Origin of the sequence: Marivirga sp. (assembly GCF_024636815.1) — a bacterium.
In the GTDB taxonomy this organism is placed as follows: Bacteria; Bacteroidota; Bacteroidia; order Cytophagales; family Cyclobacteriaceae; genus Marivirga.
Map to the genome: position 1 here is coordinate 1 of NZ_JAGXGF010000187.1, position 14,592 is coordinate 14,592.

The 14,592-nt window shown below is 36.1% G+C and carries 14 protein-coding genes; 4 read left to right on the forward strand and 10 right to left on the reverse strand.

Annotation, left to right across the window (positions count from 1 at the left end; translation table 11 throughout):
• The 10 genes from Q0L29_RS13575 to Q0L29_RS13620 form a co-directional block, all read right to left on the reverse strand.
• Nucleotides 1–291: hypothetical protein (locus Q0L29_RS13575; RefSeq protein WP_296622498.1), on the reverse strand; the 291-nt coding region annotated here is incomplete at its 3' end.
• Nucleotides 284–1,000 carry a sulfotransferase domain-containing protein gene (locus tag Q0L29_RS13580; protein WP_296622500.1) on the reverse strand — a complete coding sequence of 239 codons (717 nt, stop codon included), beginning with the start codon at nt 998–1,000 and terminating at the stop codon, nt 284–286. The genes Q0L29_RS13580 and Q0L29_RS13575, both read right to left, overlap by 8 nt.
• A gap of 16 nt (nt 1,001–1,016) precedes the next feature.
• Nucleotides 1,017–1,703 carry a hypothetical protein gene (locus tag Q0L29_RS13585; RefSeq protein ID WP_296622502.1) on the reverse strand — a complete coding sequence of 229 codons (687 nt, stop codon included), beginning with the start codon at nt 1,701–1,703 and terminating at the stop codon, nt 1,017–1,019.
• Nucleotides 1,700–2,983: an ABC transporter ATP-binding protein gene (locus tag Q0L29_RS13590; RefSeq protein WP_296622504.1), complete on the reverse strand. Its 1,284-nt coding sequence runs from the start codon at nt 2,981–2,983 to the stop codon at nt 1,700–1,702. The genes Q0L29_RS13585 and Q0L29_RS13590 overlap by 4 nt, the downstream gene beginning before the upstream one ends.
• 365 nt (nt 2,984–3,348) lie before the next feature.
• The gene (locus tag Q0L29_RS13595; protein ID WP_296622505.1) at nt 3,349–3,726 is read right to left on the reverse strand and encodes a GxxExxY protein; all 378 of its coding nucleotides are present in this window, start codon (nt 3,724–3,726) and stop codon (nt 3,349–3,351) included.
• A 464-nt stretch (nt 3,727–4,190) separates the two neighbouring features.
• Nucleotides 4,191–4,631, reverse strand: a complete 441-nt coding sequence (locus tag Q0L29_RS13600) for a hypothetical protein (protein WP_296622506.1) — start codon at nt 4,629–4,631, stop codon at nt 4,191–4,193.
• 86 nt (nt 4,632–4,717) lie between these two features.
• On the reverse strand, nt 4,718–4,936 hold the full coding sequence (locus tag Q0L29_RS13605; protein WP_296622507.1) for a hypothetical protein: 219 nt from the start codon (nt 4,934–4,936) through the stop codon (nt 4,718–4,720).
• Nucleotides 4,937–5,357: 421 nt separating this feature from the next.
• Nucleotides 5,358–5,882, reverse strand: a complete 525-nt coding sequence (locus tag Q0L29_RS13610; RefSeq protein ID WP_296622509.1) for a UpxY family transcription antiterminator — start codon at nt 5,880–5,882, stop codon at nt 5,358–5,360.
• A 233-nt stretch (nt 5,883–6,115) separates the two neighbouring features.
• Nucleotides 6,116–6,727 carry a hypothetical protein gene (locus Q0L29_RS13615; RefSeq protein ID WP_296622512.1) on the reverse strand — a complete coding sequence of 204 codons (612 nt, stop codon included), beginning with the start codon at nt 6,725–6,727 and terminating at the stop codon, nt 6,116–6,118.
• 59 nt (nt 6,728–6,786) lie between these two features.
• Nucleotides 6,787–7,671, reverse strand: a complete 885-nt coding sequence (locus Q0L29_RS13620; RefSeq protein WP_296622513.1) for a helix-turn-helix domain-containing protein — start codon at nt 7,669–7,671, stop codon at nt 6,787–6,789.
• Nucleotides 7,672–7,826: 155 nt separating this feature from the next.
• Here Q0L29_RS13620 and Q0L29_RS13625 point away from each other — a divergent pair, with 155 nt between their 5' ends.
• The 4 genes from Q0L29_RS13625 to Q0L29_RS13640 all read left to right on the forward strand — a co-directional run bounded on the left by Q0L29_RS13625 (nt 7,827) and on the right by Q0L29_RS13640 (nt 13,704).
• Entirely contained in the window at nt 7,827–9,368 is a 1,542-nt protein-coding gene (locus tag Q0L29_RS13625; RefSeq protein ID WP_296622515.1) for a long-chain fatty acid--CoA ligase, read from the forward strand.
• A gap of 30 nt (nt 9,369–9,398) precedes the next feature.
• Nucleotides 9,399–10,829, forward strand: coding sequence for an aldehyde dehydrogenase family protein (locus tag Q0L29_RS13630; RefSeq protein WP_296622517.1), 1,431 nt, complete (start codon nt 9,399–9,401; stop codon nt 10,827–10,829).
• 15 nt (nt 10,830–10,844) lie between these two features.
• Nucleotides 10,845–12,437, forward strand: coding sequence for a GMC family oxidoreductase (locus tag Q0L29_RS13635; protein WP_296622518.1), 1,593 nt, complete (start codon nt 10,845–10,847; stop codon nt 12,435–12,437).
• Nucleotides 12,438–12,696: 259 nt separating this feature from the next.
• Complete coding sequence (locus Q0L29_RS13640) at nt 12,697–13,704, forward strand: DNA topoisomerase IB (RefSeq protein WP_296622520.1); 1,008 nt, start codon at nt 12,697–12,699, stop codon at nt 13,702–13,704.
• The last annotated feature ends 888 nt before the right edge of the window (nt 13,705–14,592 follow it).

Sequence of the window (14,592 nt, forward strand, 5' to 3'; positions counted from 1 at the left end):
AACATTTGAATTATCAAATGAATTATGACAAGTTATAATCTGACCAAACTGCTTTATAAATTTCCTATCATAATTTTTAATGGCAGGAGGTTCACTTGTCACTAACAAAATATTTTCTCTAGGGCATATAGTTGATTCCATAGTCTTTAAACCATCAAATACTACCCAAAAATCACACTCTTCTACTTCTTGGTTAATCAGAAATTTGAAATCTCCCCAATTTCCACTTCTTGAAGGTGTCTGTTTTATTATAGGCCAATTATAAGGCCAAGTTAATTTTACTTTAATCATTCAGTTTTAACGCAATAAGTCGCTCATCAATTTCTAAAAATTGACTTGTAATTAAATCTGAAAAATTTCTACGAAAATCTTGTCTTTCCTTCTGGTAATCCTTACTTAGATTTATCACTTGTTGGTCATGGCGGGTTTTTTTCTTTATTTTTTCCTTAGTAATTTTCGAAAGAACTTTTTCGAATTTTTCCTCATCTAATTCTTGATTATAATGGTTGGTTATTTTATGGAATTCCTGCACAGGATTATTAATCAAATTTTCATATAAAATAAGCGTCTTTTTTTTCGTGAAATCTTCTTCAAGAATCCACTTACTTAGATGTTTAGCATACTTTCTTGTCCAAAATATAACTCTTTCGGTGTCTGTAATATCTTCTCTTTCAAATTTTACTTGAGAAAATATAGTATCCACTGCTCCTCTATATAAATAGATGACGTTTCTTTTCTTTGAAGTGGTTAAATCTGAGTCATGCCAATGGTAACATGTAAAACTTTTAGCATTTTTGTATTTATAAATTAAAACCAAACCTGGCTTTTCAAAATATAGCTCCATCATCATTCTGAGCCAATGACTACCAGTTCTAGGAAAACTTATTAACCAGGTAAGTTCAGGATCTTTTATTACATCTTGAACAAAGGGATCGTCATGCTGAAAAACAGTTGATTTATTGGCTTTATTAAACAATATGTTATTAATTATTTTTAACATTTCTACGGGCCATTTATTAATATGCTTTTACTTTAAATTTTCTTTGGTCCGGAGCTTCTAAATTATCTCCCAAAATAATAAGTCCCCATCCTCTCAATGGATGATAATCAGATGTTTTTTCAGTATAGTCAGGGTAGTATAATTTATAATTGGTTGTACTAAAATAATCTTTGATATATTCAAAAGAACATTCTTGTTCCTCATAAACATCATAACCAAAAGCATCGAGATGAGGTACTTTAAAATCATCAATTAAAATATAAGCATTTATAAAGTTCTCAGTAATATAACTAATCTCCTCTCTTAAGGGCCATTTAAAACCATAGCCATGTGCGTCTAACCAAAATAAATTTTTTGACTCACTTAGTTTTGGAAAATCGTGTGTTAAATCATTTAAAAAAACGATTGCATCTTTATTAAATAATTTGATATTGTTTAACCCTTCTAGATTGGAGATGGCTTTATTATAAACTATTTCATCAGTTTCACATGAGTAACAGTTTACTTTATTAAATTTATCAGCTGTATATTTTAATGTACTTCCAACATTAGTACCTGTTTCAATAAAATTAACTACATTTTGTGCCATTATAAAATCGACAAGCTTCAATAAATATGTGTCGCCATGAAAACCTTTAGACATAAATTTCATTCTGGCATCTTCTTTTTTCTTCTTTAGAAATGAATCAAGTAATTTTTTCATCTATATATGTTTATATCAATATTTTCTTTCTGTAAATCCCATTTAATAAAAGGTGTAAATTTCCCTCGTCTATCCATTGGATAACAAGTTCGTTGATAAACACCACTTTCTTCTATTGTGAAATTAATCCTAAGACCTTCTGAAGGGTTTATTTTTCTAATTCCATATTCTGCTGAATGAATTACAATCGAATAATTTCCAACAACAAGAAAATTAGCAGGAATTGTTGCAGTTGTTTTATATTCTCCGGGAAAAATATCTTCAGGCTTATTAAACCCTTTAGTACTATCCTCATAATGCATGCTCCTGAAAAGTACGCTGCCATCACCATCGCAGAAATCGAAAAATATCTGAAAACCCTTTATCCTTTTTAATACTTGAAAACTAATCTTGATTTCTAAAGGTAAATGATTATTTACTGATATTACCGGGGTTCCATCTTGCAACAACTCTATATTTTCATAAAGCAATTTATCATCTTTATTTAATTGCCCTTCAAACTTCCTCAAATCTTCAACTAAAAATGCATCCTCTGAATATAAATATTTATCCGTTGTTTCATTTATATCACCAAAATACTGTATTTCACCATTGCTCAGAAGTATCCCTTTATTGCAAAAAGCTCTTACCGCACCTAAATTATGACTAACGAATAAAACAGTTTTCCCTTCATTTTTGCTCGCTTCATCCATTTTACCCAAGCACTTCTTTTGAAATTCCGCATCTCCTACAGCCAGCACTTCATCTACTATTAAGATTTCAGGTTCAAGGTGGGCAGCTACTGAAAAAGCCAAGCGCACTTTCATGCCGGAGCTGTAGTGCTTTACAGGAGTGTCTAAGAATTTCTCTACTCCGCTGAAGTCCACTATTTCATCAAATTTTTGTTTGATTTCGGCTCGCTTCATGCCGAGAATTGTGCCATTCAGGTAGATATTTTCCCTGCCTGTTAATTCAGAATGGAAACCTGTACCAACTTCCAATAAAGAAGATACTCTTCCATTGATTTCGAATCGTCCTGTACTTGGGTCTGTAATTCGGCTAAGGATTTTCAAAAGGGTACTTTTACCTGCTCCGTTTCTGCCGATTATGCCAACAGCTTCCCCATGCTTGATTTCAAAATCAATATCTTTTAATGCCCAAAAGACTTCTTTCTCGCTGGCTTCAGGTTTGAAGATGTTTCTCAGTTTATTACCGATTGCATGTCTGAAGTCTCCTTCTTTTTTATGGCCGATGATGTAGTTCTTGCCTAAGCCTTGTACGCTGATGGCGGTGTCTGTCATATTTTGTTTAGTTTCTCGCTAGGTTTAATTTTTTGAAAGCCTAAGGCTTTTTATTTTCTCGCAGAGCCGCGGAGGCGCAGAGTTTTACGCAGAGTTAAAAATAAAATATTCTCTGCGAGGCCTTAGCGTCTCTGCGGCTTGGCGAGAGTTGCCTCTAGCCTTTGGCTTGTTTTTTTGTTTTTTCGGCTTAGCCGAAAAAGGATGAAAGCCTAAGGCTTTAAATTTTCTCGCGGAGCCGCGGAGACGCAGAGTTTTACGCAACGTTAAAAAAATAAATTTAATAACTCTCTGCGAGGCCTCTGCGTCTTTGCGCCTCTGCGAGAGCTGCCCATCGGCTTTAGCCGAAAGAATCTCATTGTGAGGAATTAAAAGCCGTTTACTATTCTTTTGATGCCGTCTTTTAACATATTTTCATTAAAATTCATCAGCAAACCTAACTTAATACCACTTAACTTTAAATAAGTTAATAATTGTTTTTTATGAACTGCTTGTAATGATTCTACTGATTTTAGTTCAATAATCACTCTGTCTTCTACAATCAAGTCCGCCTTAAAGCCTAAATCCATTTGATGATTATCCCAATAAACTGCAATTATAGGTTGTCTTTTTACTTCAAGGCCTTCTTTTTCCAGTTCGTAGCTTAAAACTTCTTCATAAACGGATTCGAATAATCCTGGACCTAGTTGGCTATGGATGTTGAAACTGCAATCGAGTATTTTCTGGCTGATGTCGTTTTCCGTCATTTTATCTTTGGGTTTTGGTTTTTCTCGTTAAGTTAAATTCCTTGGAAGCCTAAGGCTTTAAATTTTCTCGCGGAGCCGCGGAGACGCAGAGTTTTACGCAACGTTAATTTTTTTTAAATAAACTTCAATACTCATTAAATATTTTTAATGATAATCAACCAATATTAAACTTTTCTCTGCAAGGCCTTCGCGTCTCTGCGTCTCCCGATTAAAATGCGGGACAGGTTCTGCGAGAGTTGCCTCAAGCCTTTGGCTTGTAATAATTGTTAAGCGAGTAGTAGTTATCAATAGAAACTGGTTCTTTTTAGGTCTTAGGAAGCCCAACTCGATCAAGAATTTGGTTTGCCTTCTTGAGTTTTTTTGGGAAAAGAACTTTACCTCGCAATTTTTCGAGATCTTTATCGATTCTTACAATCGGTGTTTTTTTCTTATTTAGGTCTTTTGGATCCATATAATAAAGTTAATTATTTTCGTTTGACTAAAAAAGCTTCGTAATCTTCTCCAATAATAAAATCTTCCCATTGATCATCCTTCAATCCATATACATTAAAGTCTTTAGAAATCTCCGCCAGATTATTAGTTAATCCCATTCTATATAATCTTGTTCGAACAGCAGTACTACCAGTTGCAAAAACCCAAGCTTGTGGTCTCTCCGTTGTAAATGCATAAACCGATGAAGCTACTGTAGCAAGAACTTTTAGACTATCCCCATTATTAGTTACTACTCTATCGCTAATTCGTTGAGTTTTTTCATCAAAATCTCCAAAGGCAAGATTATAAATATCTTTAACGTTAGTTTCCGAAAATTCAATAATCTTTTTAACCTCTCCTTTTGGACCAATACTATGGAACTCGAAATGCATTAAGCTCTTCTCGGCAGAATACTTATACCTTTCATGCTTCATCTAATGATTTTTTAGCTTTGGTTGTTTATTTGTTTTGGTCTCTTGTGCTCTAAAATTCAGACTGTTCAGACCAAAGTATCTTTATTCTACCAACTTTCGGTAATTTTCAATAGCTCTTCGGTTGTAAAGACTTTACCTTCTTTATAATCTTTTTCTGCTTTTTCAGAGCGTTGAATAATGTCCGCCTCAGTTAAGTCTTCTAGTTTCTCTTCTTCAAATATCAAGGCAATTTTATCTAAGATACTTTCATCCTTATGTTGGATAATTCTATTTATAAGGGCTAATTTTTTTGTTTGAATGTCCATAATAATTAAAATTCGATCATTACAATTTACTCAATTCAATTGAAAACTAAATAATGTGGTTTCTTTTTTTAGCTAACAATGCTAATCCTGTGATGGTTCTTAAATATTAACGAATAGACTGTGTCAAATCGTCAAATCCTTGTTTTGCAAAAGATTTGAAATTAGCTCATCCCTGAATTCCTAATTATAAAATTATTAATTCTTAATTACGTTCCCACGGCTCCGCCCTTTCAGTCCCATTTCTGGAACCTAGCGCCAGCGAGGACATCTATTTAATGCCTTTATTTATTTTAAGCACGCGTTTGGAAACGCGCGCCAGCGATCTTAGCTATCGGTTTAGCGATTAGACGGTTGCAACCGTCTAACCGCACTGGCAGTATTCTTTTGTCTTGAATCTAGATTCTAGTATCTAGGCTCTTCACTAAAAATGATACTTCCCTCCTCTATCATCCTCTTCCTTTCCCACTTTCTTGACCTTAGCCTTGCTTACTTCTGCTTTTAAGCTTAGGCCTAAACTTTCAATATAAACAATTACTCTGTCTTTTTGTATTAAAATAACTTTACCTTCCTGACCTTTCATACCTCCGTGCTGTATTTGCACTTTATCTCCTTCTTTTATAGGCTCCAGGCTTACATCTTCATACTCTCCTAACAATTTTTGTATGGCATCAATTTCAATGGGTCGTATTTTTGCATCTTCACCCAAATAACGAACGAAATTAACCACTCCTTGAGTTTGCAATATTTTCAATCGCTCATGGTCATCATCGAATTTTACAAAAACATAGGAGGGAAATACGGCTACTTTCACTTTCTTCTTCCGGTCGGACCATTGACGGAGCACCGTTTGGGTTGGGCAATAGACTTCTATATGCTGATCGGCAAGCCTATCTGCAACTTTCTTCTCCATCCTGGATTTCGTGTAAATGGCAAACCAATATTCCATAAATTTTAATATAATATCCAAAATTAATGCTTCCTATAGTTTATAAAAAGGAATTTATTTGATTTCGATAGATTAGGTTGCAAAGTTGACGAGTTGGCAGGGTCAGCCCCTTAATCCCCAAAGGGAAATTAGGACAGTAACGAATGGAAATGGGGCGCAAAAAGCCTCTTTTCTGGATATGGATACTATGTTCAGGCAGATTTTAGCAATGCTTCCTCTTTTCATTGCAATCCTTACTTCCCTAACTTTAATAAACCATAGCCATAAGGGAGTCCAAAAACCAAAGAATCCTTGCTTTGCTTTATTAACTCCAGTTCAAAGTTTTCGCTGGTCAGTGCTTGTTGAAGTGATTCATATTGATAAATATTTATGTTCGTAAGGAATGAATCCTTTGATTGGGTAGGAAGTTGAAGTTCTCCAAAATGAAGGATTTTCAATCCTCTCAAATTTTGAGAAATATCGGCAGTTACTGAAATCTGGAGCTCGATAATTTTACTCGATATTTTTGCTTCGGCTGTCAATTTCAGGCTATCTATATTAAAGAAATGCATGGCAATCGGCAGAATATCAAAAGTATCTTTAATGACTATAGATTTAACTAAAGATGAATCCGAAATACCCCCTGATAACTGATATTCTAATTTCTCTGTTAAATCTTCATAATAAAGTGTGTCGAAAGTTGGGTTTAACTTTTGAAAGGTTCCAGTCCATTTACCTTCTAATTGTTTAAAGTTCGAGGAGACCTTCTCCAAATCATCTGCAAAATCATTGAATTTCTTATTGTTGGAATTACATGCTATCAGTATAAAAATGCAAGAGAAACCAATTAGTAATATTCGAATCATAAAGAATTCATTTTGCTCAATAACATAGGGTTAGAGGTTTTGGACTTTTCACAGAAGTTTCAATAAGCCTTTTTTTGATATTCTCTAGGGGAGCAGCCCAAATGCTTTTCAAATTGTAGCGCAAAATAAGAAGGACTATTATAACCTAATTGAAAACTGATATTTCCTATGCTAGTATGCCTGTTCTTAAGGAGTGTTTTGGCTTTTGCGATTCGTTCTCCATGAATATAATCAATTGGAGTGGTGCCTAAACTTCGCTTAAAATGCCTGTAAAATGTAGCTTGGCTCATGCAGGCTTTTTCTGCCAATTTGTTTACATCAATTTTAGTGTGATAATTGGCTTTTATATATCGAATAACTTCAGATAAGGGATTATCCAGCATTTTGTGGTTACCATAACTGTGGATTAAGGTTTCATACATATTGGTTTGTAGGCAACATAACATCAGTTCTTCTATTTTAAGATCCACCCATCTGTCTTTAAACCGAACATCACTTTCAATTAGTTTTTGCATGCTAAGCAAATTATCCATTACCATATTTGCTCCAGCGCCTACATAAACATTGAATGGATTAAGCCCTTCTGAGGGTTCACTAATATGCTCAAAATCCTCTGATTCATATATTTTATCTAATATTCCGAATACTTTTTCTTTGGATACTTCCAGACAAAAACAATGAGCAGGGTTGTTTTTGGAGTCCATGAGTATATCAACCTCCGCTTCAATTGGAGAGGCTCCCATAATCACCATTTCAGGCATTAAAGTGAAATGCTTTAGCCCTGGTATATTGATATTTTTTTGGCCCTTTTCAACATACGCAAAAATAATATTATCAAATACATAGTCTCTTTTAACCTGTGCTACATCATAGGTCACTAATAATTGGGTATTATCAGTAGTGTAAATGTCTTGTTGGGAAATAGGGTGACTTAAATCAATCATGTATCTAAATTTTATCAGAGCTGATAATATCCTTATAAAAGTTGAGATTATTGTAGGATTAATTATGCTTTACCCGTTGTAAATTGAAGAATAATATTTGCTAAAATCTATTTTAGCTATGTATTCATTCTTTATAATATTACAATATACAAATTATGATTAATCTTTCCGTTATTTTAGAAGATAGTGCTCGAAAGTTTCCAGATAAGGACGCTTTTATTTTTATGGACGAGCATTTGAGCTATGCCCAGATAAATGGAGCCGCTAACCAAATTGCCAATGGTCTGCAAGAAGCCGGCATTCAAAAAGGGGATCGAATAGCGCTTAGTTGCCTTAATCTACCCTATTTTCCCATGGTATATTTTGGAATACTCAAAGCAGGGGCAATAGTAGTTCCACTTTCTGTACTATTAAAGCGTGATGAGATTGAATATCATTTACAGGATTCAGGAGCAAAGGCATATTTTTGCTTCGAAGGTACACCCGAATTACCCATGGGTCAGGAAGGAAAAGCTGGTTTTGATGCAACTCCGAGTTGTGAACAGTTTTTCATCATCACAGGAAATCCTACAGATGCTTCTCCTATTGAAGGAGCAAAGACCATGGGCATGCTAATGAAGGATCAGGCTCCAGCTTATGAGAATGTGCTCACCTCAGCGGACGATACGGCATTAATAATTTACACATCCGGCACAACTGGTAAGCCAAAAGGAGCGGAATTATCGCATTCTAATTTGATTCATAATGCCTTACTTTCCACTGATATCACGGACCTTATCCACGAGGATAAACAGCTCATTGTTTTACCTCTTTTTCACATTTTTGCCATGACGGTACTAATGAATGCTGGGCTATACAAAGGAGCTACGAGCGTTCTTTTGCCTCGTTTTGATGCAGAAGCAGTTTTTGGCTTAATGCAGAAACATACCGTTACGGTATTTGCCGGTGTTCCCACTATGTACTGGGGACTACTCAACTATGAAAACACTAAATTTGATTTAAAGGCTATTGCCAAAAATCTGAAAACCTGTGTTTCTGGAGGGGCGGCCCTTCCGGTAAATGTATTGGAAGAATTTGAAAAGAAATTTAATGTGCCAATTTTAGAAGGCTATGGAATGTCGGAAGGCTCACCTGTAGTCACCTTTAACCAAAAGCAATTTGGCAAAAAGCCGGGTTCGGTAGGTACTCCTGTATGGGGAGTTGAAGTTAAAGTAGTCGATGAAAATGGTGAGGAGGTGCCAGTAGGTGAAAAAGGAGAACTGATATATCGTGGCCATAATGTTATGAAGGGCTATTTCAATAAGCCAGAAGAAAATAAAGTGAGTTTACGAAATGGCTGGCTGCATTCGGGAGATGTGGCTGTAAAAGATGAAGATGGCTTTTTCTTTATTGTAGATCGAACAAAGGAAATGATTATCCGGAAAGGGTTAAACGTCTATCCTAGAGAAATCGAGGAAGTAATGGTGAAGCATGAGGCCGTATCCATGGTGGCTGTTATTGGGGTTCCAAATGAAGAATCAGGAGAGGAAATCAAGGCCTGCGTGGTGCTTCAAAAAGGCAAAGAAATTTCTGATAAGGAATTAATTGCCTGGACGAAAGAAAATATAGCCGCTTATAAATATCCTCGCATTATTGAGTTTATGGAAGCTTTACCGATGAGTGCAACCGGCAAAATCCTGAAAAAAGAATTGAGTTAATCATTAATAAAAATTTTAAAATACACTATTATGGAAAAAGTATTAGAACAACCGGCAGAGACTTCAGTTTCTGAAATTCAAAAAATATTTGATGCCCAAAAGGATAATTATCTACAGGTCGGCAGTACCACTGCTTCTCAACGCAGGGCAAAGCTCAAAAAGCTGCATCAAACCATAGAAGATTATCGACCTCAAATTAAGGAGGCCATGTATCAGGATTATCGCAAACACCCTAGTGAAGTAGACTTAACGGAAGTATATCCAATCACGAGTGAAATCAAACATGCCCGCAGAAAACTGGGGAATTGGATGGGCAAGCATTCAGTGAGTACCCCTATAGCCTTATTAGGTTCTAGCTCTCATGTTCGCTATGAGCCAAAAGGAATGGTTTTAATCATATCGCCATGGAACTTTCCTTTTAATTTAACATTTGGTCCATTAGTTTCTGCCATAGCAGCTGGCAATTCGGTCATTATTAAACCATCCGAAATGACTCCTCATTCCTCTGCTTTAATGGTAAAATTGCTTGCAGAAGTATTTGATCAGAATGAGGTGGCTGTAATTGAAGGAGGAAAGGATACTTCCACAGAATTATTGGCCTTGAAATTCAATCATATTTTCTTTACAGGATCACCCAATGTGGGGAAAATTGTAATGGCTGCTGCAGCTAAACATCTGACTTCAGTAACCTTAGAGCTAGGAGGTAAATCACCCACCATAGTGGATAAAACAGCAGACCTAAAAATGGCAGCTCGCAGAGTAGCATGGGGGAAATACCTTAATAATGGTCAGGTATGCATTGCGCCCGATTATGTTTACGTACACGAAAGCAAAAAGGCAGAATTCGTAGAGGAAGTAAACAAAGCAATCGCAAATTTCTACACTGAAACTGCATCAGATGAAAGTTCCTATTCAAGAATTGTAAACCAAAAGCATTTTGACAGGATAAAAAGTTATGTAGATGATGCCGTGGATAAAGGAGCTAAAGTAGAGTCAGGAGGGAAATTTGATTCATCTCAAAATTATATTTCACCCACAGTGATGACGGATGTTTCTAATGAGTCTAAGCTGATGACGAATGAAATATTTGGTCCCATCATGCCAATATTTACTTTTAAAGATTTAGATGAAGCTATTGATCAAATCAACAGTAGAGAAAAACCTTTAGCACTTTATATTTTCAGTAAGAGTAATAAAAAAATCAACTATATTTTGAAAAATACACGTGCTGGTGGTGGTTGTATTAATCACACTTCCGTGCAGTTTTTCAATACGAACTTGCCATTTGGTGGGTCCAACAATAGTGGAATCGGTAAAGGACATGGTTACGCTGGTTTCAAGTCATTCTCAAATGCAAGAGGTATTTTAAGACAGCACATTCCAAATGCAGTGGAGCTTTTACTTCCTCCTTATACCAAATTCACTCAAAAGTTGATTGATTTAACAATTAAGTGGTTTTAATGAGTAAGGTGAAATATGGAAACGAAACAATTTGATTATATCATTATAGGCGCTGGAGCAGCAGGATGTGTGCTGGCCAATAGATTATCAGCTGATGGGAAGAATACGGTTCTGATTTTGGAGGCAGGGGGAAGTGACAAAAGCAATGACACCAAAATTCCTGCTGCTTTCCCTAAAACCTTTTTAACCAAATTAGACTACGGCTATTATTCGGTTAAAATGAAAAGTATGCAAAACCGTTCTGTTTATTTGCCACGAGGTAAAATGCTGGGTGGATGCAGTAGCAATAATGCTATGATTTATATTCGTGGTCATAAAAATGATTACGATGGCTGGGCAAAGATGGGTAATGAAGGCTGGTCTTATGATGAAGTTCTACCTTATTTCAAAAAAGCCGAAAATCAAGAAGTGTTTGATAATGATTATCATGGAAAAGGTGGTCCATTGAATATCACCAATAGAAACTACACCAATCATTTATCAGATGTATTTGTAGAGGCAGGACAAGAATTGGGCTATGCTAAAAATGAAGATTTCAACGGAGCGGAACAAGATGGTTTTGGCTATTATCAGGTAAATCACATAAATGGTGAGCGATGTAGTGCTGCCAGGGCCTATTTGCATCCTGCTTCCAGCAGGGAAAACTTAAGTATTGAAATAAATGCTGAGGTTGAAAAAATTGTGCTGGATCAGAAAGTAGCGAAGGGTGTTGTGTATCATCAAAATGGACAAAGCATAACTGCTCATGCCAATAAGGAAGTGATTTTAAGTGGTGGAGCTTATAATAGCCCTAAAGTATTAATGCTATCGGGAATCGGGGATCAGGAAGAATTAAAAAAGCATGGCATTCAGCTGGTACATCATTCTCCCGCGGTAGGTAAAAATCTTCAAGACCATATGGTGTTTTTCGCCATGTTTCATTCGAATTATAAAAAGACCTTGGATGCTGCTGAAAAATTTCCAGATATATTCAAAAATCTTTTCAACTATTTAGCATTTAAAAAAGGCCCATTCTCAAGTAATGTTGGCGAGGCCGGAGCATTTGTAAAAACTTCTGAGCAATTGCCAAACCCGGATGTTCAATATCATTTTGCCCCCGCTTATTTTGTAGCTCACGGTTTGGAAAGCCCTAAAAAGGGAAATGGTTATTCTATTGGTGGAAAACTTTTGAATCCGAGCAGTAAGGGTACGGTTTCATTGGCTTCTGCTAATTTTAAGGATGCGCCTTTGATTGACCACAATTATATGAGTACGGATGATGATGTGGAGCGGTCAATTTGGGGCTTTAAACTGGCTATGAAGTTAGGTAAATCAAAAGCATTTGACCCCTATTTAAAAGATCATTTTTTACCTGAAGGCCCACTCGAAGATGATGCATCTATTGAAGCTTTTATTCGTGAAACGGGGGAAACTTTATACCATCCCACCTCCACCTGTAAAATGGGGAATGATGAAAGTTCTGTAGTAGATTCGGCATGTAAAGTGCATGGAATTGAAAACTTAAGAGTAATCGATGCCTCGGTAATGCCTAAAATTGTAAGTGGCAATACACAAGCGCCTACGATTATGATAGCGGAGAAAATGGCGGACCATATTTTGGCGGATTAAATAATTCATTACCTTTTAGCCTTTCTTATCCAGAAAGGCTAATCACTATTTGAAAAATTAATTGTAGCCCAACCTCCAAAGTCAGCTAGGCCACTTATTTCCTGCTTAGTAATCCCCTGCCTAGATATCCCGCATTTAAGGTAGCAAAAAATGTCAAGGAATATACAGGATGCCAACATGACTATTGTATAATTGAGCTAACAATTCGTACCTAAAAGCGTTAAAGTTCCTTTGATTAATTAATTAGCCTCCTTTCATATTGAAATCTAAAAAAACAACCCTAAAACATATTGATGACTCTTCACTAGAGATCGAACGAAAGCCTTCTGGAAGAGGCTATGCTTATTTCGATTCTTCAGGAGATAAAATCACCTCCTCATCACTTTTAAAACGAATAAAAAACATTGTGATCCCACCCATGTGGTCAGAAGTTAAAATATGCAAGTTTGATGATGGCCATATTCAGGCCACAGGCAGAGATGCCAAAGGCAGAAAACAATACATTTATCATTCGGAATGGGAAAGGCAACAACAGGAAAAGAAATTTGCCAGGTTATTGTCTTTTGGTGAAAAGCTTCCAAAAATTAGAAAGCAATGTGAAAAGGATCTGGAACAAGATGAATGGAATAAAGATAAGGTAACCGCTTTAGTGGTAAGCTTATTAGACGAATATGGCGTAAGAATAGGCAACAACTTCTATAAAGAAAATAACGAAACTTATGGTCTTACCACTTTAAGACGAAAGCACTTATCAGAAAAAGGTAAAAATTTAACATTGAATTATAAGGGGAAGAGTGGAAAAGACAGAACTGTAACGATTGAAGATAACGCACTTTCTCATTTTATTCATCAAGCGGCAGAAATGCCGGGCTATGAAATTTTCAGATATAAAGATGATGATAACAAAAATCAAACGGTAGATAGCAGTGAAGTAAATGATTATATCGCACAGTATTTAGGAGAGGATTATTCAAGTAAAGATTTCAGAACCTGGGCGGGCACCAGACTAGCGATAGAATTGTATTCTGAAGCTATTCAATTGAAGGAAGATAGTCAAAAGAAAATGGACAATATTCTCATTAGACTGGTGGCGGATGAACTGGGCAATACCCCTTCCATTTGTAAGACATACTATATTCATCCAAAAGTTTTACATCATATAAACAGTGAATCCATGCCTGAATTGAGTGATTTTAAAGATAGTGGCAAATCTTATGGTTTAAGTGCAGAAGAAAAATTAATGCTCAGTTTATTGGAAGAATCTTAACCCCCTGTTTTCCTCTGTAAAACTAAAGAACTGTATTTTATTGATTAAAAGGCACTTTTTTCTACTATATAACAAGACTCGTGCAGGCGTCCTTGACGCTTAAAAGATCTCGCGAAGACTCTAAGGCGCAAAGTTTTCGCAAAAAAATAGTCATTTTTCTTTTTTTCGTTGCGAGGTCGTTGCGCCATTGCGTCTCGCGAGAGTCACCTCAAGCCTTTGGCTGGCTTCTACACTCAAGGCCTAGGCTGGCCCGCTTCCCGAAAGCTCTGGAGATTCCTACCTCCCGCTTTAACGAGTTCCTCGGAAGTGGTCGGGTTAATTCTGAGAACTCTTGATAAATACTTCGAAATTTCTAGACCAGATAGTATTTGATCGAAGCGAGCGGGAGGACAAAAAGGCGGGGAGGGCGCTGCATTGAAGCGTAGTAGCATCTTTTTGTCTTGATTTTTTCCCAGCCAAAGGCTGGTCATCCTCTGGTTGATTTCTTTTTGATCAAGTCCTCACAGTCTTTCCAACCAGAGGTTGGTCAGCCTTTGGCTGAAAACTGAACTTCAAAAGAGATAACAGGATTTTTGCTACAGTAGAAAGTAGTGGTAATCTTATTATTTTCTGCTAATAAAAATCTGTGAGACTGTCCCCTTGAGGACGACAGGGGTGTCTGCTAGAAAAATGAAATCTTGTTATATAGTAGCAAAAAGGAAAGGTAGAAACTACAAAATACAATTTGGAATATAAATCTACCAATACTATCCAAATCCTCAGATTTCATACTAAAAAATACTTTATGAACCTGAGTTCGATTCTTATTTAGGATTCAGAACGTCTATAAATAGTGAGTTTCAACTAAAAATTCTGAAACAATAGCAGGCTATTGCAAGGGGTTTTTAG